Here is a 22,173-nt window from a genome sequence, read left to right as displayed (position 1 = left end):
CACTGACTGGCACACTTAAGCGTTGTATACAGTGGCTCCGGGCACAGAGCGTGCCCGCTGTACGGAACCCGAGATGAAAGACTGGCTGGACGAAATCAAGTGGAATGCCGATGGACTGGTGCCGGCGATCGCCCAGGACCATCGCACCGGCCGCGTGCTGATGATGGCCTGGATGAACCGTGAGGCCCTGGCCCTCACCGCCGCCGAGAACCGCGCCATCTACTGGTCGCGCTCGCGCGGCAAGCTCTGGCGCAAGGGCGAGGACTCCGGGCACGTGCAGAAACTGCACGAGCTGCGCCTGGACTGCGACGCCGACGTGGTGATCCTGATGGTCGAGCAACTGGGCGGCATCGCCTGCCACACCGGCCGCGAGAGCTGCTTCTACCGGGTGTTCGAGAACGGCGCCTGGCAGACCGTCGACCCGGTCCTCAAGGACCCGGATGCCATCTACTCCCACGTAGGTACAGGAAACCCCCATGAGCACTGATACCCTCGCCCGTCTGGCGGAAGTCCTCGAAGCGCGCAAGAATGCCGCACCGGACAGCTCCTACGTGGCCAGCCTGTATCACAAGGGCCTGAACAAGATCCTGGAGAAGGTGGGCGAAGAGTCGGTGGAAACCATTCTCGCCGCCAAGGACGCCGCCACCAGCGGTGACTGCACGGACCTGATCTACGAAACGGCCGACCTCTGGTTCCACTCCCTGGTGATGCTCGCCGCCCTTGGCCAGCACCCGCAGGCAGTACTGGACGAGCTGGACCGCCGCTTCGGTCTTTCCGGGCATGACGAAAAAGCCGCGCGCCAACCGTCGGCCTGATACGAACAACTCGAGGAGAACAAGATGGGCATCTTTGACTGGAAACACTGGGTCGTCATCCTGATCGTCGTGGTCCTGGTCTTCGGCACCAAGCGCCTGAAGAACCTCGGCTCGGACGTCGGCGAAGCCATCAAGGGCTTCAAGAAGGCGATGAACACCGAGGAAGACGAGAAGAAGGACCCGAACGCCGCTGCCGGCACTCCGCCGCTGAACCAGCCGCACACCATCGACGCCCAGGCGCACAAGGTCGAAGAGCCGGCGCGCAAGGACTGATTCATGTTCGGTATCAGCTTCAGCGAACTGCTGCTGGTAGGGCTCGTCGCCCTGCTGGTGCTCGGCCCCGACCGCCTGCCGGGCGCCGCGCGCACGGCCGGCCTGTGGATCGGACGGCTCAAGCGCAGCTTCAACGCCATCAAGACGGAAGTGGAGCGCGAGCTGGGCGCGGATGAAATCCGCCGCCAGCTGCACAACGAGCACATCCTGCAGATGGAACAGGAAGCCAAGAAGCTGATGGCGCCGCTGACCGACCTGCAGGACCAGGCCCGGGAAGCCTTCAATCCGCAACAGCCGGCCCAGCCCGAAGGCCAGGACGCGCCCGCTGAACCGCCCGCGGCGCCGACCATCGCGCCCAATAGCCGGCTGAACAGCCTGCCGGGCGCGGGTATTGCCCCGCCTGCCGCTAAGCAGCCGGCGCCTGCTGCGCCGCAGGCAACGCAAGCCGACCAGCCGAGCCAACCGACTGCCGCAAGCCAGCCGCCCGCTTCTTCCGAGACGCCGCGTACCCTATGAGCGCCGAAAAACCCGACCAGCCCGAACAAGACCAGGAAATGCCCCTGGTCTCGCACCTGACCGAACTGCGTACGCGCCTGTTGCGCTGCGTGGTGGCGATCTTCGTGATCTTCATCGGCCTGCTGTACTTCTCGCAGAAGATCTATGCGCTGGCCTCCGAGCCGCTGCGGCGCTTCCTGCCCGAAGGCGCGACCATGATCGCCATCGACCCGGCGTCGGCCTTCCTCGCACCGCTGAAGCTGACCATGATCGTCGCCGTACTGATCGCCATGCCGGTGATCCTAGGCCAGGTCTGGGGCTTCATCGCGCCCGGCCTGTACAAGCACGAGAAGCGCGTCGCCTTGCCGCTGCTGGCCTCCAGCATCGTGCTGTTCTACGCCGGCATGGCCTTCGCCTACTTCCTGGTGTTCCCGTTGATGTTCCACTTCTTCCTCGGCCAGGCCCCGGAAGGCGTGACGCCGATGACCGACATCAACAGCTACCTGGATTTCCTCACCCTGCTCTTCGCCTTCGGCGTGGCCTTCGAGATTCCTGTCGCCACCGTGCTGCTGGTGTGGATCGGCGTAGTCGACGTGGCCTACCTGAAGAAGATCCGCCCCTACGTGATCATCGGCTGTTTCGTCGTCGGCATGATCCTCACTCCGCCGGACCCGCTATCGCAAACCCTGCTGGCGGTGCCGATGTGGATGCTGTTCGAGGCCGGCGTGCTGTTCAGCCACCTGATCCGCAAGCGCGGACCGGAAACCGAGGAAGACGAATCCAAGGGCGACCAGCCGCCGGCCACCCGCCAGTGAATCTGCTGCTGCTCGACGATGCCGACTTCGTCGCGGCGGATCGCGTGATCCTGCGCGACCGCCGCCTGACCCACCTGCAGGAAGTCCACCGCGCCGAAAGCGGCGACCGCCTGCGCGTCGGCCGCCTCGGTGGCCTGATGGGCGAAGGTCGCCTGCTGCGCCTGGAAGCCAACGAAGCGGAGTTGCAGGTCAGCTTCGATCAGGCTCCGCCGTCCAAACTGCCGCTCACCCTGCTGCTCGCTCTGCCCCGCCCGAAGATGCTCCGCCGTGTGCTGCAGACCGTCGCCGCCATGGGCGTGCCGCGCCTGGTGCTGCTCAACAGCTACCGGGTGGAAAAGAGCTTCTGGCAGACGCCCTTCCTCGAACCCGAAGCAGTGCGGGAGCAACTGATCCTCGGCCTCGAACAGGCACGCGACACCGTGCTGCCCGAAGTGATCATCGAGAAGCGCTTCAAGCCCTTCGTCGAGGATCGCCTGCCCGCCCTCGCTGCCGGCAGCCTCGGCCTGATCGGCCACCCGGGCCCGTGGCCGGAATGCCCGCGGGCGCTGAGCGAACCGGTGACCCTGGCCATCGGCCCGGAAGGCGGCTGGATTCCCTATGAGGTGGAGAAGCTGCGCGAGGCCGGTCTGAACCCCGTGCAACTGGGCGAGCGCATCCTGCGCGTCGAGACTGCCGTGACCGCACTTCTGGCACGCCTGTTCTAACTTGAAATGGCTACAGGCCAGTAACCACGCGGCCTCCAGCGTGAACCACCAGTCAGAAAAGTAACTCGAAACACTTCAGTTCCAGGCAATCGAGCCGATATCTGGGCTACCGGTCGTCCCCCACTCTGCGCATTTCCCGCTCAGCCATGCGTACCGGCCTCGTACAACCCCTGGAGCGCCGCCTTCATGTTTCGCTGGTTCAACAACCTCAGTGTCAAACTCAAACTGGCATCGGGCTTCGGCCTGGTGCTGCTGCTCACCCTGCTGATCGCCCTCACTGGCTGGATCAACTTGAGCAATGTGATCAACCGCGGCGACAAACTCGGCGAGATTTCCGAGCTGGTGGCCATCGCCAAGGACCTGCGCATCGCCCGTCTGAAATTCCAGTCCACTCGTGCCCCGGAAGACGCCAAGGCGGTACTCGATACGCTGGACAAGCTGGACCAGCGCCATCGTTCGCTGAGCGATAAGTTCACCGAGGCCGAGGACCGTCGCGTCATCGACCAGCAGCATGAACTGAGCATGGAGTACCGCAAGCTCTACGCCCAACTGCTGAAGTCGTTCGAGGAGCGCGACGCCGCCAAGCAGGTGCTGGTCAGATCCGCTGGTGCCGTCAGCGAAGGCCTGCAGAAGGCCGAGCAGAAGCTGGTCACTGGCGGCAGCGCCGAGAGCCTGCAGCACCTGCAAGACCTCGCCGGCATTGGCCGCGCCGTCATGCAGGCGCGCCTGCAGGTCATGGCCTACACCAGTACCGACGCGCAGAACCTGGAGCAGCCGGCCTTCTCCGGGCTGCAGAAGCTGATCGACGGCGTGAAGAGCGACATGAGCACTTCGCCGGCCGAGCTGAACGACGAGTTCCGCGCCACCCTCGATGCGCTGGAGACTTGCCGCAACGCGCTGACCAACTACCGCAACGAAGTCAACGACAGCCAGGCTGCCCGTGACCGCATGCGCGACAGTGGCCAGCAGATCGAGAAGCTGAGCAACGAGCTGACCACCACCCAGACCGCCAAACGCGACGCCGGCGTTGCCACCGCCAAGACTCTGCTGGGCCTGGCCACGCTGGTCGCCCTGGTGCTGGGCAGCATCGCCGCCTGGATCATCACCGGGCAGATCGTCAATCCGCTGCGCGACGTGCTGGGCCACGCCGAGCGCATCGCCGACGGCGACCTCTCCCGCGATATCCCCACCAACCGCCACGACGAGCTGGGGCAGTTGCAGAAGAGCATGCAGCGCATGAACCTGTCCCTGCGCGAGCTGATCGGCCGCATCCACGATGGCGTGACGCAGATCGCCAGCGCCGCCGAGGAGCTGTCCGCGGTGACCGAGCAGACCAGCGCCGGGGTGAACAACCAGAAGACCGAGACCGACCAGGTCGCCACCGCCATGAACGAAATGGCCGCCACCGTGCAGGAGGTCGCGCGCAACGCCGAGGAGGCTTCCGAAGCGGCCGCCACCGCCGACCGTGAAGCCCGCGAAGGCGAAGGCGCTGTCAAGGAAGCGGTGGGCCAGATGGACCGCCTGGCCAACGAAGTCGACCGCACCAACGATTCGGTTCTCAAGGTCAAGCGCGAAAGCGAGAAGATCGGCAGCGTGCTGGATGTGATCAAGGCCGTGGCCGAGCAGACCAACCTGCTGGCGCTCAACGCCGCCATCGAAGCCGCCCGTGCCGGCGACGCCGGGCGTGGTTTCGCCGTGGTGGCCGACGAGGTGCGCGGCCTGGCGCAGCGTACCCAATCCTCCACCGAGGAGATCGAAGAGTTGATCGCCGGCCTGCAGAGCGGCACCCAACAGGCCGTGCAGATGATGGAGACCAGCCGCGACCTGACCGTCAGCACCGTCGACCTGACCCGCCGCGCCGGCGAGCGCCTGGGCGCCATCACCCGTACCGTGTCGACCATCCAGTCGATGAACCAGCAGATCGCCGCCGCTTCCGAGCAGCAGAGCGCCGTCGCCGAGGAGATCAACCGCAGCGTAATGAACGTGCGCGACATCTCCGAGCAGACCGCCGCCGCCAGCGAGGAAACCGCCGCCTCCAGCGTCGAGCTGGCGCGCCTGGGCAACGAGCTGCAAGTGCTGGTCAGCCGCTTCCGCGTCTGATCCTTCCGTGATGAAAAGGCCCGCGCAATGCGGGCCTTTTTGTTTCTCCAGACCGGACATCGGCACTGGTACTTCCCCCTCACCCCAGCCCTCTCCCAGAGGGAGAGGGAGCCATCCGTGCCGGCTGATGCAACGGTTTCACCCTTCACCGTACGGTCCCCTTTCCCTTTGGGAGAGGGTTAGGGTGAGGGCATTCCCATGCACGGATTCCACCTGTAGGAGCGAGCTTGCTCGCGAACAAACCCTGCTGCGGGATCGGTTCGCGAGCAAGCTCGCCCCTACAAGAGCTCTCGCGCCACGCGAGAAACCCCGCGGCGAATTCGCGCCTTCAGTTTCTGCAGCTCCCGCCGATAGCCTCTGACGCACGAAGATGCGTCCCGACGATTCCACCTCGCCTCCGATCTTTTGTTGTTGCCTGCCACGGGCCGTCGATCCCGTGGCGACGCCTGCCTGGAGTGTTCGACATGTACGATTGGCTAGTGGTACAGCTGGGACGCCTGAACGTCAGCCTGAAGCTGGTGGTGGGCTTCGGCATTCTCCTCTTCCTCACCCTGCTGGTGCTGCTCAGCGGCCTGCACAGCCTGGACAACCAGGCCGGGCGCGGCGAGCAGATGGCGACCATTACCGAACTCAACGACCTCAGCCAGCAGGCCAACCTCGCCCGCCTGCAGTTCGAACTGGGCGGCGATCGCAGCCAGGCCGAGCGCGTCGAGCAGCACAGCACGAAGATGCTGGAGCTGATCGAGCGGCGCCTGAAAGGCAGCGATATCGATGCCAGACAATTGAGCGCCGCACGCCAGGCGGTGAGCGAATACCGCGAGGCTTTCAGCGCCCTGACCCGCGCCGTGGACCAGCGCACCCAGGCCCGCAGCACCCTGGTGGGCAGCGCGCAGAGCGCCCTGCAGGCCTTCGAGGCACTGGACAAGCAGCTCTTCGACCTGCTCGCCGAGCAACCCGGCGATAGCCAGTTGCTGCACAGCGCCCAGGCCGTCGGCCAACTGCACCAGCAACTGCTGGTGGTGCGCTACCAGGTGCGCGGCTACGTCTTCGAGCAGTCTGCCAATGCCGAACAGGCCGCCTTCGCCGCCTTCGACAAGCTGCGCGACACCGGCTCCGCGCTGCAGAACCAGTTACCAGCCATCGCCGCCGACGGTCTGAATACGGCCCTGAAAGACCTGCAGAACTACCGCAGCGGCATCGAACAGTTCCGCGACGGCGTCAACGCCACGCTGCAGGCACGCAAGGGCCTGAACGGCGCCAGCGAAGCGCTACTTGCAGCCGCCAGCCACCTTTACGACGACACCCTTGCGCGCAACGACGCCGAGACCGCCGCCGCCAGGACCCGGCAGATTCTCATCGCCCTCCTGGCGCTCGCCTTCGGCATGCTGTCGGGCTGGGCCATCAACCGCCAGATCGTCCGCCCGCTGCATGAGGCGCTGGAGCTGGCCGGGCGCATTGCCCAGGGCGACCTGTCCCAGGGCCTTTCCCGTGACCTCAACCTGCAGCGCAGCGACGAGCTGGGCCAATTGCAGCGCGTGATGATGCGCATGCGCGAAAGCCTGTCGCAGCTGCTCGGCCACATCGGCGGCAGCGTCAGCCAACTGGCCACCGCCGCTGACGAACTCTCCGCCGTCACCGAGCAGACCCGCGCCGGGGTGAACAGCCAGCGCGTGGAAACCGAGCAGGTCGCCAGCGCCATCCATGAAATGGCCGCTACCGTGCAGGAAGTCGCGCGCAACGCCGAGCAGGCCTCCGCCGCCGCACAACAGGCCGACCAGCAGGCGCGCCAAGGCGACCAGGTGGTACGGGATGCGGTGAACCAGATCGACCGCCTGGCCATCGAAGTGGATCGCTCCGCCGAGGCCATGGAGCTGCTGCGCAAGGAAAGTGAAAAGATCGGCAGCGTGCTGGATGTGATCAAGTCGGTSGCCGAGCAGACCAACCTGCTGGCGCTCAACGCCGCCATCGARGCCGCCCGTGCCGGCGAGGCCGGGCGCGGATTCGCCGTGGTCGCTGACGAGGTACGCGGCCTGGCCCAGCGTACCCAGTCCTCCACCGCCGAGATCGAGGGCCTGATCGCCGGCCTGCAACGCGGCGCCCAGGAAGCGGTGACGCGCATGGACGACAGCCGCCGCCTGACCGGCAGTTCGGTGGAGCTGACCCGCCGCGCCGGCGAGGCGCTGGGGGTGATCGCCCGCACCGTGGCCGACATCCAGGGCATGAACCTGCAGATCGCCTCCGCCGCCGAGGAGCAGAGCAGCGTCGCCGAGGAGATCAACCGCAGCGTGGTGCAGGTGCGCGAGATCGCCGACCAGTCGGCTGCCGCCAGCGAACAGACTGCCAGTTCCAGCACCGAATTGGCGCGCCTGGGCAACGAGCTGCAGCTGCAGGTAGGGCGCTTCCGCCTGTGAGGCCTCGGCTGGCCGGTGCGTCCGCACCGGCCAGCGGGACAATTGTCATGCGCATGGCGTAGGATCGGTCACTCGCCATATAGGGAGAGTGACCATGCGCCCGCTGACCATCGACCTCGACGAACTCGCCTTCGCGCTCGACACCCAGGGTATCGATCACTACCTCGACCTGTTCAGCGGCCAGGTGCTGCTGATTCCCGAAGAAGACCCCGATCCCGAACTGGCCGAATTGCTGCACCGCGAGCCGGAACGCCTGCTGCCCATCGAACCGCTGAGCAGCGGCCAGTCGCTGGAGCTGATGCGCGAGTTCCTCCGCGAAGTGCCACAGCCGCACGCCTATTCCGCCCTGGCCAACGCCATCGAGGGGCGCAAGCCGTTCAAGGCTTTCCGCCATGTGCTGATGGGTTATCCCGAGCTGCTGCAGGCCTGGTATGTCTACCAGGGTGAGCGACTGCGCGAGTGCGCGCTGGATTGGCTGGCAGACAACCAGATCCAGCCGGCCGCTCAAGGCGCGATGCTGTAGCCCGCGGGTTCGCGAGCAAGCTCGCTCCCATGGCAAGCAACCTTTGGCCGGTAGGAGCGGGCTTCGTCCGTGATCGGCCACGCCCACGCAGCGGACCATGCCCCGCCGCCCAAACAGAAACGCCGCCCCAAGGGGCGGCGTTTCTGTTCTCGATCAGAACAACCGGCCTTCGGGGGCCTCGCTGGAGATCGGCTTGGCCTGAGCTGCCGTGGCCTGCCAGCCGCCGCCGAGGGCCTTGTACAGGTTGACCTCGCTGGTCAGCTGGTTGAGGCGGTCGGAGATCAGCTGTTGCTGGGCACTGAACAGCGAGCGTTGCGCATCGAGCAGGGTGAGGTAGTTGTCCACACCGGTGCGGTAGCGCTTGTCGGCCAGGCGGTAGTACTCGCTGCTGGCGTCCACCAGCGCGCGCTGCGCCTGCAGTTGCTCGTTGAAGGTGCCACGGGCGGCAAGACCATCCGCCACCTCGGAGAACGCAGTCTGAATGGCTTTCTCGTACTGCGCGACGTTGATGTCCTTCTGCACCTTGGCCAGGTCCAGGCTCGCGCGCAGGCTGCCGGCGTTGAAGATCGGCAGGCTGATCGACGGCTTGAACAGCCAGGTGCCGGAACCGCCGTCGAACAGGCCACCGAGGTCCGGGCTGATGGTGCCGGCGTTGGCGGTCAGGCTGACGTTCGGGAAGAACGCCGCGCGCGCCGCGCCGATGTTGGCGTTGGCCGCCTTGAGCTGGTGCTCCGCCTGGAGGATGTCCGGGCGGCGCTGCAGCAGGTCGGAGGGCAGGCCCGCCGGCACGGTGGCCAGCAGTTCGTCACCCAGGCCACGGCCTTGCGGCAGGTCCGCCGGCAGGCCGGAACCGAGCAGCAGCACCAGGGCATTCTGGTCCTGCGCCACCAGGCGGGTGTATTGCGCCAGAGTCGCCCGTGCGCTTTCCACCGAGGTCTGCGCCTGGCGCAGGTCCAGCGCCGATGCGACACCGACGTCGTAGCTGCGCTTGGTCAGGTCGTAGCTCTTCTGGTAAGTGCCGAGGGTGTCGCGGGTCAGCTGCAACTGGGCCTGGTCGGCGCGCAGCGTCAGGTAGGCGTTGGCGACGTTGGCCACCAGGCTGGTCTGGGTGCTGCGACGCGCCTCTTCGGTGGCGAAGTACTGCTCCAGCGCCTGATCACGCAGGGCGCGCAGGCGGCCGAACAGGTCGATTTCCCACGACGTGATGCCCAGGGTCGCACCGTACTGGCTGCTGATCATCGAACTGCCGGTCTGCGACAGGTCCGCCGGCAAGCGCTGGCGCGAGCCGTCGAAGCTGGCATCCACCGCCGGGAACAGGTCGGCCCGCTGGATGCGGTACTGCGCCCGGTAAGCTTCGATGTTCAGCGCGGCGACGCGCAGGTCGCGGTTGTTTTCCAGCGACACTTCGACCAGTCGCTGCAGTTGCGGGTCCTTGAAGAACTCGCGCCAGCCGATGTCGGCGCCGGCGTTGGCCGGTTGCGCCGCATCGTAGGCATCGCCCTGCGGGTAAGCCGCGGCCACGGGCGCCTCGGGGCGCTCGTAATCGGGGATCAGCGAGCAGCCGGACAACACACCGGCTGCTATCGCGAGGGACAGTAAGGACTTTCTCATATCAATGCCCCTTCTCGGTGGCTTCCTGTTCCTTGGACAGCTTGTCCTTGAACAGGGTACTGACCACCACATAGAACAGCGGTACCCAGAAGATCGCGAGGATGGTCGCGGTGATCATGCCGCCGATCACGCCGGTACCGATCGCGTGCTGGCTGCCGGAGCCTGCACCGGTGGAGATCGCCAGCGGCAACACGCCGAGGACGAACGCCAGGGAGGTCATGACGATCGGGCGCAGACGCATCCGGCACGCCTCGATGGCGGCCGCGACGATGGGCTTGCCCTCGCGCTCGTGCAGCTCCTTGGCGAATTCCACGATGAGGATCGCGTTCTTTGCCGACAGGCCGATGGTCGTCAACAGGCCCACCTGGAAGAACACGTCGTTGGACAGGCCGCGCATGGACGTCGCCAGCAGCGCACCGATGACGCCAAGCGGCACCACCAGCATCACCGAGAACGGGATCGACCAGCTTTCATACAGTGCCGCCAGGCAGAGGAACACCACGATCAGCGACAGGGCATAGAGCGCCGGAGCCTGCGAGCCGGACAGGCGTTCCTCGTAGGACAGACCGGTCCAGGAGTAGCCGACGCCCTTGGGCAACTGCTTGACCATCTCCTCGACCGCGGCCATCGCCTCACCAGTGGAGCGGCCCGGGGCCGGCTCACCGAGGACTTCCATGGCCGGGACGCCGTTGTAGCGCGCCAGTTTCGGCGAGCCATAGCTCCATTCGCCGGTGGCGAAGGCGCTGAACGGCACCATCTCCCCGGAGCTGTTGCGCACGTACCACTTGTCCAGGTCTTCCGGGCTCATCCGCGAATTCGGGCGGCCTTGCAGGTAGACCTTCTTCACCCGACCGCGGTCGATGAAGTCGTTGACGTAGTTCGAGCCCCAGGCAATCGACACGGTGGTGTTGATGTCCGCCAACGAGACGCCCAGCGCACTGGCCTTCTCGTCGTCGATCAGCAGCTTGTACTGCGGCTCGTCGTTCAGGCCGTTGGGGCGCACGCGCTGCAGAGCAGGGTTCTGCGAGGCCATGCCGAGGAACTGGTTGCGCGCCTGCATCAGCACTTCATGGCCGACGCCAGCTTGGTCCTGGAGGAAGATGTCGAAGCCCACGGCGTTACCCAGTTCGAGTACCGCCGGCGGGGCGAAGGCGAACACCATCGCATCCTTGAAGCTGAAGAAGTGCATCTGCGCACGCTGGGCCAGCGCGAACACGCTGTTCTCCGCGCCCGGACGCTCTTCCCAGGGCTTGAGCATGATGAACGCCATGCCCGAGCTCTGGCCACGGCCGGCGAAGTTGAAGCCGGTCACGGTGAACACCGAGGCCACCGAGCTGCTTTCCTTCTCCAGCAGGTACTCGCGCATCGAGTCCACCACCACCTGGGTGCGCTCGGCGGACGAACCGGCCGGGGTCTGCACCTGGGCGAACAGCACGCCCTGGTCCTCGTCGGGGAGGAACGCCGTGGGAATGCGGGTGAACAGGTAGACCATGCCACCGAGGATCAGCACGTACATCAGCAGGTACGGCATGCGGTGATTGAGGATCGAGGTGACGCCGCGCTCGTAGCCATGGGTGGTGGCGAGGAACTTGCGGTTGAACCAGCCGAAGAAGCCGCGCTTGTGCTCGCCATGGTCGCCCTTCTCGATGGGCTTGAGCATGGTGGCGCAGAGCGCCGGGGTGAGGATCAGCGCCACGATCACCGACAGGGCCATGGCCGAGACGATGGTGATGGAGAACTGCCGGTAGATCACCCCGGTGGAGCCGCCGAAGAAGGCCATCGGCAGGAATACCGCCGACAGCACCATGGCGATACCGACCAGCGCGCCCTGGATCTGGCCCATGGACTTGCGCGCCGCCTCGCGGGGCGACAGACCTTCCTCGGCCATCACCCGCTCGACGTTTTCCACCACCACGATGGCGTCGTCCACCAACAGGCCGATCGCCAGCACCATGCCGAACATGGTCAGGGTGTTGATCGAGAAGCCGAAGGCGGCAAGTACGCCGAAGGTGCCCAGCAGCACCACCGGCACGGCGATCGTCGGGATCAGCGTGGCGCGGAAGTTCTGCAGGAACAGGTACATCACCAGGAACACCAGCAGGATCGCTTCGCCCAGGGTCTTCACCACCTCATGGATGGAGGCGGAGACCACCGGGGTGGTGTCGTACGGGTAGACGATCTTCATGCCCTGCGGGAAGAACGGCTCCAGCGTGGCCAGGGTGGCGCGGATCGACTTGGCGGTGTCCAGCGCGTTGGCGCCGGTGGCCAGCTTGATCGCGATACCGGAGGCCGGCTTGCCGTTGAACTGGGCGTTGATGCTGTAGTCCTGGCCGCCCAGGGCCACGTCGGCAACGTCCTTCAGGCGAACCTGGGAACCGTCGGCGTTGACCTTGAGGAGGATTTCCTTGAACTGCTCGGCGCTCTGCAGGCGGGTCTTGCCGATGATCGTGGCGTTGAGCTGCTGGCCCTTGACCGCGGGCAGGCCGCCCAGCTGGCCGGAGGAGATCTGCACGTTCTGCGCCTGGATCGCCGTCTTCACGTCGCCCGGAGTCATCTGGAAGCTGTTGAGCTTCGCCGGGTCCAGCCAGATACGCATGGCGTACTGCGAACCGAACACCTGGAAGTCGCCCACACCGGCAGTCCGCGACAGCGGGTCCTGGATGTTCGAGACGATGTAGTTCGACAGGTCTTCCTTGGTCATGCTGCCGTCTTCGGAGACGACGCCGACCACCATCAGGAAGTTCTTCACCGCCTTGGTCACGCGGATGCCCTGCTGCTGTACTTCCTGCGGCAGGAGCGGGGTGGCCAGCTGCAACTTGTTCTGCACCTGGACCTGGGCGATGTCAGGGCTGGTGCCCTGGTCGAAGGTCACGGTGATGGTCATGCTGCCGTCGGAGTTGGACTCCGAGGAGATGTAGCGCAGATGGTCGAGACCGTTCATCTGCTGCTCGATCACCTGCACCACGGTGTCCTGCACCGTCTCGGCGGAGGCGCCCGGGTAGCTCACCTGGATGGCGATGGCCGGCGGGGCGATAGCCGGGTACTGGTTCACCGGCAACTTGAGGATCGACAGACCGCCCGCCAGCATGATCACCAGGGCGATTACCCAGGCGAAAATGGGCCGGTCAATGAAAAACTTCGACATGACGAATCCCCTTGATTAACCCTGCTTGGCCGGTTCAGCGGCGGCGGGCTTGTCGGCGGCACCAGCGGTGGGCGCCACGTTCTTCGCGGGTACGGCCTTGGCCTGGGCGCCCGGCTGGACGTACTGCAGGCCTTCGGTGATCAGGCGGTCGCCGGGCTTGAGGCCATCGCTGACCAACCAGTAGGCGCCAACGGTGCGCTCGGCCTTGATGGTGCGCAGCTCGACCTTGTCTTCGCCATTGAGCACCAGGGCAGTCGCCATGCCACGGAAGTCACGGGTGACGCCCTGCTGCGGCGCCAGGATGGCCTGCTTCTTGATGCCCTCCTCCAGCTGCGCATGGACGAACATGCCCGGCAGCAGTTCCTTCTTCGGGTTGGGGAAGATGGCGCGCACGGTCACCGAGCCGGTGCCCTGGTCGACCGAAACCTCGGAGAACTCCAGCTTGCCCTCGATGGGGTATTCGGAGCCGTCTTCCAGGTACAGCTTGACCTTGGCGGCATTGTCGCCGGCCTTCTCCAGTTGCCCGGCGGCCATCTCGCGGCGCAGGCGGATCAGCGCGGTGGAAGACTGCGTGACGTCGACATAGATCGGGTCCAGCTGCTGCACGGTAGCCAGCGCGGTGGCCTGGCCGTTCTGCACCAGGGCGCCCTCGGTCACGCTGGAGCGGCCGATGCGGCCGGAAATCGGCGAATACACCTTGGTGTAGCGCACGTTAATCTTGGCGGTGTCGACGGTGGCCTTGGCCTGCAGATAGGCGGCCTGGGCGTCGGCGTATTGCTGCTTGCTCACCGCCTCGTCTTTCACCAGTTCCTTGTAGCGCTCGGCCTGCTGCTGGGTGGACACCAGGTTGGCCTGGGCACTCTGCAGGGTAACGTCATAGGTGGCCGGGTCGATCTGGTACAGCTGCTGGCCTTCCTTGACGTCGCTGCCTTCCTTGAACAGGCGCTTGAGGATGATGCCGTTCACCTGCGGGCGAACTTCGGCGATGCGATACGCAGTGGTGCGACCCGGCAGTTCGGTGCTCAGGGTCACTTCCTGCGGCTGCAGGGTTACCACACCGACTTCGGGGATCTGCTTCTCCTGCGGGGCCTGGGCTTTGTCGCAGCCGGCAAGAGTGGCCATGGCGACGAGCAGGGCCGGGACCAGGGCGCGCATGGCTGGCTTTCGTTGCATATCGTTGTCCTCGTGAGCAAAGCATCCGGTTTGGCTGTGGGCTTGCCGGTCCGGAAAAGCTGGCAAAAATACTTACATTCAGCTGTGTTTGTAAACGTCCGAAAGCCCTGAGGGAAAACTACTGAAACGTTTTAGCCAAAGGCCGATATCGCAGTAGGTTTCCCGCAAGGCAGTCGCGGCGACGAACAAAGTTGATAACATCAACTAAAATACGAAAAAATGGTTGAGCTGATCAACCTGATTTACACAAGGTTTACCGTGACCGAGCCGATGACCCATACCCTGAATCCCGACCTGCCACAGACCCTGATGAAGGTGCTCGATCATTTGCGTGAGAGCCTCCAGGACGAACTGTGCGCCGAGGGCATCGACCTCACCCCGCCGGACATCCGCCTGCTCGAGCTGATCGGCGCCGATGCGGGCCAGAGCCTGCAGAGCCTGGGGCGCAAGATGTGCCGCGACAAGGCGCTGGTGACCCGCAAGATCCGTGAAATGGAGACGCTCGGCCTGGTTCGCCGCGAGCGCAACCCGGACGATCAGCGCAGCTTCCAGCTGTTCCTCACCGAGGCCGGGAGCCGCATCGACGAGCGCACCCAGGCCATCCTCGCACGAACCCATGACAGTCTGTTCGCGCCGCTGGACGACGAAGAACAGCGCACCCTCACCCAGCTTCTGCGGCAATGCCTGCAAGGCCGGGGAGACTAAGGCCACAAACGAAAACGCCGGCATTCGCCGGCGTTTTCGCAGTCCTGCGTCTTACTGACGCACCCCTTCGACCGACAGGGTCAGCTCGACTTCCTGGGAAGCCGGGCCGAGGTCGCGCTGGATATTGAAGTCCTTCAGCTTGAGGGTGGTGGTGCCGAGGAAGCCGGCGCGGTAGCCGCCCCACGGATCATCGCCCTGGCCGATCAGTTCAGCCTTGATGGTGACCGGCTTGGTCACGCCATTGAGGGTCAGGTTGCCGGTGATCTCGGCATTCTTGCCATCAGCCTTCACGGCGGTGGATTCGAAGGTTGCAGTCGGGTTCTTCGAGACGTTGAGGAAGTCCGGGCTGCGCAGGTGCTTGTCACGCTCGGCGTGGTTGGAGTTCACGCTGTTGGTGTTGATGGTCACCTTGACCTTGTCGGCGGACGGGTTCTTCTCGTCGAAGGTGAAGGCACCGTCGAAATCGTCGAAGCGGCCGTACAGCCAGCTGTAACCCAGGTGCTTGATGCGGAATTCGATGAAGGCATGCTGGCCTTCCTTGTCGATCTTGTAGTCCGCGGCCATGGCCTGGCCAGCGGAGAACAGTGCGGTACCCAGCGCCAGCGCGGCGAACGTCTTCTTCAGCATTGAAGCAATCTCCCTTTGGGGTGAGGTGTTATTTCGCAGCACGACCGAGCATGCGCACCAGCGTGGCATCGCGGTCGAGGAAATGGTGTTTGAACGCCGCCAGGGCGTGCAGCACGGCCAGGACGACCAGGGCCCAGGCCAGGTACAGGTGGATCGCACCGGCGATGTCGGCCTGGTCGGTGATACCGCTCAGGGTGGCGGGCACGTCGAACCAGCCGAACACGCTGATGGGTTTGCCTTCGGCGGTGGAGATCAGGTAGCCGGCGATGATCACGGCGAACAGCAGCGCGTAGAGCGCCAGGTGGCCGAGCTTGGTGGCCAGGCGGGTGAGATTGCCGTGGTTGGACGGGGTCGGCGGCGACGGGCTGATGAAGCGCCAGAGCACACGCACGATCAGTGCGATGGCCAGCAGGATGCCGATGCTTTTGTGGATTTCCGGGGCGCGGTGGTACCAGGTGTCGTAGTAGTCCAGCTCACGCATCCACAGGCCCAGGCCGAACAGGCCGAAGACCACCAGCGCGCTGCCCCAGTGCAGGAACAGGCTGACCAGTCCGTAGCGTGCGGGGGAATTACGCCATTGCATCGATACACATCCTTGAAAATGGGAATTCAAGACTAGCGGCTAATCCATCGAAGAAAAGCAGAAAAATCTGCTTTGAAACATCGACTGACAAGATAGGTCATCTCCTGAAACGGCCGTGCCAGAGCCAGAAACGACAATGCCGGCTTTCGCCGGCATTGTGGATGGAGCGCGCTGGATCAGAACGGCAGCCAGGACATGATGCCCTTCTTCTCGCCCTTCTCGGCCGGTTTGTCGCTGGCCGCCGGCTTGTTGTCGGCAACCAGCGCCGCACCTTCGAGCACCGGAGTCTTGCCGGCGTACAGGTCGCGGACCTGGCTGGCGGCGCGCTTGCCGCTGCGCAGGGCGCCTTCGATGGTGCCCGGATAGAGCGCGTCGGTGTGCTCGCCGGCGAAGGCGACGCGGGAAACCGGGGTTTCCCAGACGCGCCAGAAGCGACTGATCTGGCCCGGACCATAGGCCAGGTAGGAGCCGCCGGTTCCGACGTCGGTGCTGTAGCGGCGCATTTCATAGCCGTCGTACGCGCCGCGCATCTTCGGGTAGTACTTGTTCATGCGGATCAGCACCTGCTCCGACAGCTGGCGGTCACCGAAGGCCTGCATCACGCGGGCATTGTCGCCGGACAGGTTGATCAGCACGTTGGCGCCGCCCTTGGTCGCGGGCTCGACCCAGATCATGCCCAGGCCCTGGTCGCTGTAGATCTCGCCGGACAGGCGCGACTTGTCGTCCCACACCGGGCGCTTGAACTTCATCAGGATCTGGTCGCGCCAGCCGTAGTTGGTGCCCTTGAGCGCCGCCAGCTGCTTCTCGTTCAGGCCCGGGGTCAGGGTGATATTGCCCAGGGCGCGCAGCGGTACGGCCAGTACCAGGTAGTCGGCGCTGTAGCCGGTGGGGCCGACCTTGACGGTCACGCCGTCCTTGTCCTGGCTGATCGCGGTGACCTTGGCGTTGGTCTTGATGGTCTTGATCTGCTTGACGAAGGCCTGGGCCAGCACCTGGCTGCCGCCGGGCAGGCGTGCCGCGCGCAGATCACGGTCGTCGACGCCGCGGTACACACGGCCCTGCTGGGCGAGGTAGAGCAGCGACAGGCGCGACGGTTCGTCGTAATGCGAACGGATGCGCTGGTTGACCAGCAGGCGCGCGGTCGGCGACAGGTTCAGCTTGTCCAGCCAGCGTGCGGCGGTGAGCTGGTCGAGGGCGAACAGGGTCTTGTTCGCCAGCGGGTTGAGCGGGTCGTCGATCGAGGCGGACAGATCGTTCAGCGACTTCTCGAAGCGCTCGAGGTCCGCGGCGACGGCCGGCATCTTGGTCTTCAGGTCGGCGCTGCTGTAGTAGAGGCCGTCGATCAGGTAGCTCGGGGTACGGACGAATTCCGGCGCCGGCACCGAGTTCACTTTCAGGGTGTCCAGGTAGCCGTTGAGGGTCGGCTGGGCCTTCTTGTTGCCGATCCACTCGCTGGTGGCCAGGCCCGAGCGGCCACCCACCTGCGGCTTGGCTTCCAGCAGGGTCACCTGCCAGCCCGCCTGCTGCAGCTCGTAGGCCGCGGAGAGGCCGGCGAGTCCGCCGCCGACCACGATGGCGGTCGGTTGTTTGTCCTTGCCCAGCGCCACTACGCTGAACACGCCCAGAGCGAGCAGCGCGGCAGCGCGCAGCCATCCCATTTTCATCGCCAGACTTCCCCGAATTGGTGCAAAGGCGCGAAGCATACGTCAGCGCCCGAAAGCCGAATAGCTGTCTTGGTCGGCTGCCTACAACATGTGTCGTAGGACGTGTCCTTGTTCATCTCAGGAGCATTGAATAGGCTTGCCGACCAGAGCGAGCCGACCGTCAGAAGAGCCATCAATTTAAGGAGCCGGCCATGGGCCTGAATGCCGAGTGGATGCAGCGCGATCTCGAGGTGCTGTGGCACCCCTGCACCCAGATGAAAGACCACGAGCGCCTGCCGGTCATCCCGATCCGCCGCGGCGAAGGCATCTGGCTGGAGGACTTCGAAGGCAAGCGCTACCTCGACGCCGTCAGCTCCTGGTGGGTCAACGTCTTCGGCCACGCCAACCCGCGCATCAACCAGCGCATCAAGGACCAGGTCGACCAACTGGAACACGTGATTCTCGCCGGTTTCAGCCACCAACCGGTGATCGAGCTGTCCGAGCGCCTGCTGCGCCTGGCGCCATCCGGACTTTCCCGCGTGTTCTACGCCGACAGCGGCTCGGCCGGCATCGAAGTGGCGCTGAAAATGAGCTACCACTACTGGCACAACCTCGGCCAGCCGGAGAAGAAGCGCTTCATCACCCTGACCAACAGCTACCACGGCGAAACCGTGGCGGCGATGTCGGTGGGCGACGTGGCGCTGTTCACCGAGACCTACAAGTCGCTGCTGATGGACACCATCAAGGTGCCGACTCCCGACTGCTACCTGCGCCCCGAGGGCGTGAGCTGGGAAGAGCACTCGCGGACGATGTTTGCCGCGATGGAGCAGGCGCTGGAGCAACACCACAAGGAAGTCGCGGCGGTGATCGTCGAGCCGCTGGTGCAGGGCGCCGGCGGCATGCGCATGTACCATCCGGTCTACCTCAAGCTGCTGCGCGAGGCCTGCGACCGCTACGGCGTGCACCTGATCCACGATGAAATCGCCGTCGGCTTCGGCCGCACCGGCACCATGTTCGCCTGCGAACAGGCTGGTATCACCCCGGACTTCCTCGTCCTCTCCAAGGCGCTGACCGGCGGTTATCTGGCAATGAGCGCGGTGCTGACCACCGACAAGGTCTATCAGGCGTTCTACGACGACTACAGCACCCTGCGCGCCTTCCTCCACTCGCACACCTATACCGGCAACCCGCTGGCCTGCGCCGCCGCCCTGGCGACCCTGGACATCTTCGAGCAGGACAACGTCATCGAGGCCAACAAGGCCCTGGCGGCGAAGATGGCCAGCGCCACCGCGCACCTGGCCGACCACCCACACGTTTCGGAAATCCGCCAGACCGGCATGATCCTCGCCATCGAGATGGTCCAGGACAAGGCGACGAAAACCGCCTATCCCTGGCAGGAGCGTCGCGGCCTGCAGGTCTTCCAGCACGGCCTGGAACGCGGCGCGCTGCTGCGCCCGCTGGGCAGCGTGGTGTACTTCCTGCCGCCGTACATCATCACCCCCGAGCAGATCGACTTCCTTGCCGAGGTCGCCAGCGAAGGCATCGACATCGCCACCCGCGACAGCGTGAGCGTGGCGGTCAGCGAACGCTTCCCCGATCACCGCGATCCGGGCTGATCGGCTACAAGCGGCAGGCCGAAAGCTTTAAGCTTGCCGCTTCCCCCTTTATCTGCCCGATATCGCCATGCGCCTCTCCCGCTTCTTCATCGACGCCCCGCTCTCCCTCGGCCAGCACGAGCTGCCCGAAGCCCAGGCCCATTACATCGGTCGCGTGCTGCGCCACAGTGTCGGCGATGCCGTGCAGCTGTTCGACGGCTCCGGCCAGGAATACCTGGGCGAGTTGATCGAAGTGGGCAAGAAGAACGTCCGCGTGGAGCTGCGCGAAGCCTTCGCCGGCCAGGACGAGTCGCCGCTACGCGTGCACCTCGGCCAGGGCCTGTCCCGTGGCGAGCGCATGGACTGGGCGATCCAGAAGGCCACCGAACTGGGCGCCAGTGAGATCACCCCGATCGTCAGCGAGCGCTGCGAAGTGCGCCTGAAGGACGAACGCGCTGACAAGCGCATGGCCCACTGGCGCCAGGTGGCGATCAGCGCCAGCGAGCAGTGCGGCCGCTCGGTGCTGCCGGTGCTCAATGCACCGGTCACCCTCGCCGAATGGCTGGAGAGCTGCGAAGCGCAGCTCAAGCTGGTGCTGCACCCGGTGGCCGAACCGCTGACCAGCCATGACCGGCCGTCGAGCCTGGCCTTCCTGATCGGCCCAGAAGGTGGGTTGAGCGATGCGGAGGTGGAACAGGCGAAATCGGCTGGATTCCATGCCGCGCGACTGGGGCCGCGCGTGCTGCGGACCGAGACGGCGCCAGTGGTGGCGCTAAGCGTGGCGCAGCAGCTGTGGGGCGACTTCTAGGTCGAGGCTTCGCGCCGGCCCGCTCTCGAAGAGAGAGGGTAAGCCGGCAACTCCGATGCCATGCGGGTTCGCGAGCAAGCTCGCTACTACAGGTGCCGGTAAGCAGGGTGTGCTCTTCGCAGGAGCGAGCTTGCTCGCGAAGAGCCCAGGCGCCCGGCGACTCAGATTCCCCGCAACGCCAATCCCGCCAGCACCAGCAACACCACACCACAAAGCGCATGGCTCACCCGGTGCCAGCGCGGCGAGGCGTTGCGCCGCAACCAGTCGACCAGGCCGGCGCAGAGGAAGCAGCAGAGCACCGAGGCAGTCATGAAGCCGGCGAAGAACACCAGCGAATCCGCCAGAGACGGCACGCCATCGACCAATCCGGCCATGGCGCCGCCGAGGGCGCCCCAGTAGACGATGTTCTTCGGGTTGGACAGCGACAGCATGGCCCCGGACGCGAAAGCCCCGGCGTTGTGCTCGCCGGTATCGCCCTCTTCCACCACGCCGACCTCACGTGCATCGCGCAGGCTCTGCACACCCAGCCAGGCCAGGTACGCGGCGCTGGCCAGGGTCAGCGGCAGGCGCAAGGTTTCATGGCCGAACAACAGCGCCAGCCCGGTCAGGCCGATCAGCGCCCACACCGCATCACCGATCAGCGAGCCGAACTGCACCAGCAGCGCTGGGCGAAAGCCGCCCTTCAGGCCACGGCGCAGGGTTTCGGCGAGCACGGCGCCGGGAGACAGGCAGAAGACGATGCCGAACAGCAACGCGGCGAAGAACAGGGTCATGGATCAGCTCTCGAACAGGGTGACGTTGAGGCAAGTTTGCCTGGGCACCGGCCCTCGCACTTGAACCGGATTGCTCAGCGCAGGGCGCGCTGGAAGCTGCCCGGCGACACACCGTAGGCCGCGCGAAAATGCCGGTTCAGGTGGCTCTGGTCGGCAAAGCCCAGCTCGTGGGCCACTTCGGTGGCCGGCAGGCCAGCACGCAACAATGCCTGGGCCCGGCGAGTGCGCAGTTGCATTGCCCACTGCCGGGGGCTCAGGCCCACCTGCTTCTGGAAGCTGCGCAGCAGGTGGAAACGCGACAGGCCGAGGTAGGTCGCCATCTCGTCGAGGCTGGGTTGCCGCGCCAGGTCGGCCGCCAGCCAGCCCTGCAGGTCCGCGATCCGCCCACCGCTCTCGACAGCAGGCTGCGGCAGGCGCACGCCCATGGCACGGGCGATCTCGGCGATCAGCAGCGTCAGGCGTTCCTCGCCGCGCTGGCGAACGAAGGTGTCGTCGCCCAGCGCACGCGCCACCGCATCGGCCATGGCGCCGGCAAGGGCCGGCAGGCGCCCGGTGGGGCGTTCGAACTCCAGGCGCTGCAGGCCGAGCATCGCCGCCAGCTGGTCGGGGGCCACATAGAGGCTGACGAATTGCCAGGGCTGGTCTTCGGCAACGCCGCCGCCCTGGATCTGTCCGGGGTTGTAGCAGGTCACGCAACCGGGGCCGGCGTCGAAGGTGCGGCCATCCAGCCAGACGCTTTCCTCGCCGCGCAGGTTGGCGCTGATGACGAATTCGTCGTGGCTGTGGCGCTCGAAACGGTGACCGCCAAGGGTGGCGCCGGCGACCTCGAAGCCGGGCTGATCCCCCAGCTGGGCAAGGCGCAGGCCACCGCTCATGGCCGGCTCAGATCAGGCCGGAGTCGGCCAGCTTCTGCTCCAGCGCGATCAGGTCGGGGATGCGCGCCTGGGCGTCGCCCAGGTCAACGGCGTCCAGCTCCAGCGGGGCCAGCGGCACGTCGAGACGCTTGAGGTCGCTGCCGACCTTCAGCGAACGCGGGATGCCCTGCACCAGCAGCGCGAAGAACTTCACATTGGCTCGGCCGCCCAGGGCGTTGACGACGATCACCCGCGCGCCGGAACCGACTTCGGCCTGACCGTCGGAGGCCGCCTCGAAGGACAGCAGCGGCAGACGCAGGTCGCGCCAGGCCACCTGGCCCAGGTACCAGGACGGCAAGCCGTCCACCGGGTGCGGGGCGCGGTAGGTGATCAGCTCGGCCACGGCCACGTTGGGCAGCAGCAGGTTGCGGTCGGCCAGCGGCACCAGCAGGCCGGTCAGGCTGCTGGGGGCGGCATTGGCAACGCCGGCATTGGCGACGGGGAGATCACTCATCGGGCC

The 22,173-nt window shown here is 65.7% G+C and carries 21 protein-coding genes; 12 read left to right on the top strand and 9 right to left on the bottom strand.

Annotation, left to right across the window (positions count from 1 at the left end):
- The first annotated feature begins 73 nt into the window (after nt 1-73).
- From hisI to A9513_RS29345, 9 genes are all read left to right on the top strand, one after another.
- Complete coding sequence (gene hisI / locus A9513_RS29385; RefSeq protein WP_065086257.1) at nt 74-487, top strand: phosphoribosyl-AMP cyclohydrolase; 414 nt, start codon at nt 74-76, stop codon at nt 485-487.
- Nucleotides 477-815, top strand: a complete 339-nt coding sequence (locus tag A9513_RS29380) for a phosphoribosyl-ATP diphosphatase (RefSeq protein ID WP_065086256.1) — start codon at nt 477-479, stop codon at nt 813-815. The genes hisI and A9513_RS29380 overlap by 11 nt, the downstream gene beginning before the upstream one ends.
- A gap of 24 nt (nt 816-839) precedes the next feature.
- Nucleotides 840-1,088, top strand: a complete 249-nt coding sequence (locus tag A9513_RS29375; protein WP_024766217.1) for a twin-arginine translocase TatA/TatE family subunit — start codon at nt 840-842, stop codon at nt 1,086-1,088.
- Between the two features lie 3 nt (nt 1,089-1,091).
- Nucleotides 1,092-1,604, top strand: coding sequence for a Sec-independent protein translocase protein TatB (gene tatB / locus A9513_RS29370; protein ID WP_065086255.1), 513 nt, complete (start codon nt 1,092-1,094; stop codon nt 1,602-1,604).
- Nucleotides 1,601-2,398, top strand: a complete 798-nt coding sequence (gene tatC, locus A9513_RS29365) for a twin-arginine translocase subunit TatC (RefSeq protein WP_024766219.1) — start codon at nt 1,601-1,603, stop codon at nt 2,396-2,398. The genes tatB and tatC overlap by 4 nt, the downstream gene beginning before the upstream one ends.
- Nucleotides 2,395-3,102 (top strand): 16S rRNA (uracil(1498)-N(3))-methyltransferase, encoded by a 708-nt coding sequence (locus A9513_RS29360; RefSeq protein ID WP_024766220.1) that lies wholly within the window; start codon nt 2,395-2,397, stop codon nt 3,100-3,102. Before tatC ends, A9513_RS29360 begins: the two co-directional genes overlap by 4 nt.
- A gap of 186 nt (nt 3,103-3,288) precedes the next feature.
- Nucleotides 3,289-5,202 (top strand): methyl-accepting chemotaxis protein, encoded by a 1,914-nt coding sequence (locus A9513_RS29355; RefSeq protein WP_065086254.1) that lies wholly within the window; start codon nt 3,289-3,291, stop codon nt 5,200-5,202.
- A 464-nt stretch (nt 5,203-5,666) separates the two neighbouring features.
- Nucleotides 5,667-7,613, top strand: coding sequence for a methyl-accepting chemotaxis protein (locus A9513_RS29350; RefSeq protein WP_065086253.1), 1,947 nt, complete (start codon nt 5,667-5,669; stop codon nt 7,611-7,613).
- 94 nt (nt 7,614-7,707) lie between these two features.
- On the top strand, nt 7,708-8,136 hold the full coding sequence (locus tag A9513_RS29345; RefSeq protein ID WP_024766223.1) for a UPF0158 family protein: 429 nt from the start codon (nt 7,708-7,710) through the stop codon (nt 8,134-8,136).
- Between the two features lie 153 nt (nt 8,137-8,289).
- On the opposite strand, the gene A9513_RS29340 is transcribed toward A9513_RS29345, so the two are convergent.
- The 3 genes from A9513_RS29340 to mexA are packed head-to-tail and all read right to left on the bottom strand — an operon-like array spanning nt 8,290 to nt 14,065.
- A complete protein-coding gene (locus tag A9513_RS29340; protein ID WP_065086252.1) occupies nt 8,290-9,747 on the bottom strand; it encodes an AdeC/AdeK/OprM family multidrug efflux complex outer membrane factor in 1,458 nt (485 codons plus the stop codon).
- 1 nt (nt 9,748) lies between these two features.
- A complete protein-coding gene (locus A9513_RS29335; protein WP_024766224.1) occupies nt 9,749-12,892 on the bottom strand; it encodes an efflux RND transporter permease subunit in 3,144 nt (1,047 codons plus the stop codon).
- Between the two features lie 15 nt (nt 12,893-12,907).
- The gene (gene mexA, locus A9513_RS29330; protein ID WP_065086251.1) at nt 12,908-14,065 is read right to left on the bottom strand and encodes a multidrug efflux RND transporter periplasmic adaptor subunit MexA; all 1,158 of its coding nucleotides are present in this window, start codon (nt 14,063-14,065) and stop codon (nt 12,908-12,910) included.
- Between the two features lie 270 nt (nt 14,066-14,335).
- Between mexA and A9513_RS29325 the strand changes: the two genes are divergently transcribed.
- Entirely contained in the window at nt 14,336-14,770 is a 435-nt protein-coding gene (locus A9513_RS29325; RefSeq protein ID WP_037013774.1) for a MarR family winged helix-turn-helix transcriptional regulator, read from the top strand.
- 51 nt (nt 14,771-14,821) lie between these two features.
- Here A9513_RS29325 and A9513_RS29320 read toward each other — a convergent pair whose 3' ends face one another.
- From A9513_RS29320 to A9513_RS29310, 3 genes are all read right to left on the bottom strand, one after another.
- Nucleotides 14,822-15,397, bottom strand: a complete 576-nt coding sequence (locus A9513_RS29320; protein ID WP_017520144.1) for a YceI family protein — start codon at nt 15,395-15,397, stop codon at nt 14,822-14,824.
- Nucleotides 15,398-15,425: 28 nt separating this feature from the next.
- Entirely contained in the window at nt 15,426-15,980 is a 555-nt protein-coding gene (locus A9513_RS29315; protein WP_024766226.1) for a cytochrome b, read from the bottom strand.
- A gap of 176 nt (nt 15,981-16,156) precedes the next feature.
- Nucleotides 16,157-17,644 (bottom strand): flavin monoamine oxidase family protein, encoded by a 1,488-nt coding sequence (locus A9513_RS29310; RefSeq protein WP_024766227.1) that lies wholly within the window; start codon nt 17,642-17,644, stop codon nt 16,157-16,159.
- Nucleotides 17,645-17,835: 191 nt separating this feature from the next.
- Between A9513_RS29310 and A9513_RS29305 the strand changes: the two genes are divergently transcribed.
- Together A9513_RS29305 and A9513_RS29300 are read left to right on the top strand one after the other, a co-directional pair.
- Complete coding sequence (locus A9513_RS29305; RefSeq protein ID WP_065086250.1) at nt 17,836-19,239, top strand: adenosylmethionine--8-amino-7-oxononanoate transaminase; 1,404 nt, start codon at nt 17,836-17,838, stop codon at nt 19,237-19,239.
- Between the two features lie 67 nt (nt 19,240-19,306).
- Entirely contained in the window at nt 19,307-20,026 is a 720-nt protein-coding gene (locus tag A9513_RS29300; protein WP_065086249.1) for a 16S rRNA (uracil(1498)-N(3))-methyltransferase, read from the top strand.
- 161 nt (nt 20,027-20,187) lie between these two features.
- On the opposite strand, the gene A9513_RS29295 is transcribed toward A9513_RS29300, so the two are convergent.
- The 3 genes from A9513_RS29295 to A9513_RS29285 form a co-directional block, all read right to left on the bottom strand.
- Entirely contained in the window at nt 20,188-20,799 is a 612-nt protein-coding gene (locus A9513_RS29295) for a LysE family translocator (protein WP_024766230.1), read from the bottom strand.
- A 74-nt stretch (nt 20,800-20,873) separates the two neighbouring features.
- Nucleotides 20,874-21,674 (bottom strand): AraC family transcriptional regulator, encoded by an 801-nt coding sequence (locus A9513_RS29290; RefSeq protein WP_065086248.1) that lies wholly within the window; start codon nt 21,672-21,674, stop codon nt 20,874-20,876.
- Nucleotides 21,675-21,681: 7 nt separating this feature from the next.
- Entirely contained in the window at nt 21,682-22,167 is a 486-nt protein-coding gene (locus A9513_RS29285; protein WP_065086247.1) for a chemotaxis protein CheW, read from the bottom strand.
- Between the last annotated feature and the right edge of the window lie 6 nt (nt 22,168-22,173).

It is taken from the genome of Pseudomonas sp. AU12215 (genome assembly GCF_001675465.2).
Lineage (GTDB): Bacteria > Pseudomonadota > Gammaproteobacteria > Pseudomonadales > Pseudomonadaceae > Pseudomonas > Pseudomonas nitroreducens.
This window is presented reverse-complemented; position numbering and strand designations above follow the sequence as displayed.